Annotated in this window: 1 protein-coding gene; it reads left to right on the forward strand. The window is 67.7% G+C overall.

Features of this window, described 5'->3' with window-relative positions; translation table 11 throughout:
• The coding region (locus ABD937_RS23820) for a hypothetical protein (protein ID WP_425185820.1) at positions 1-778 on the forward strand (778 nt) is incomplete at both ends.

Genomic DNA, 778 nt, shown 5'->3' on the forward strand with positions numbered 1-778 from the left:
ACCTTCACGGCGCAGATCGCTGCCGTCAACCCCGTGCTCTGCGCCGGTACCAGCACCGCCACCGACATCAACATCACCGGCGGACCGGCAAACGGACAGGTGACCTTTACCACGAACGGTGCCGCCGCCCAAACGGTGACCCTCGACGGTAACGGCGCTTACAGCTTCGCCACCGGCTCGCTCAGCACCAACACCACCTACACCATCACCGGTGTCTCCAACGGTGTGTGCACGTCGCCTGCCTCGGCGTCGGTGACGGTATACGTCACCCAGCTCCAGCCCAACCCGATCCCCAACCAGGTCGTGTGTGCCGGCGGAACCCTCAGCGGCGTCAACTTCACGGGCTCCTTTGCCCCGGGCACGACCTTCGAGTGGACCAACGACAACACCTCCATCGGTCTTGCCGCCTCCGGCACCGGCACGTCGCTGCCTGCCTTCACGGCCCTGAACGCGACGGGCTCGGTGGTGATTGCCCAGATCACGGTGACGCCGGTGCCTCCTGCCGGCAGCACGCAGTGCAAGGTGGGCCGCATCTCCTTCTACATCCGCGTGGCGCCGCGCCCGGCCGTCGACGCCGTGGCGAGCCAGACGCTCTGCGCAGGCTCTGCCACCCAGGCCGTGACCTTCACGAGCCCCGTGGCGGGCACGACCTTCTCCTGGACCAACTCCAACACGGCGATCGGCCTGGCGGCTTCCGGCGGCGGCGACATCGCCTCCTTCCTGGCCCAGAACAACACGGCCAACCCGACCATCGCAGGCACCATCACGGTGACCCCGT

It is taken from the genome of Flaviaestuariibacter amylovorans, assembly GCF_039541815.1.
Lineage (GTDB): Bacteria > Bacteroidota > Bacteroidia > Chitinophagales > Chitinophagaceae > Flavisolibacter > Flavisolibacter amylovorans.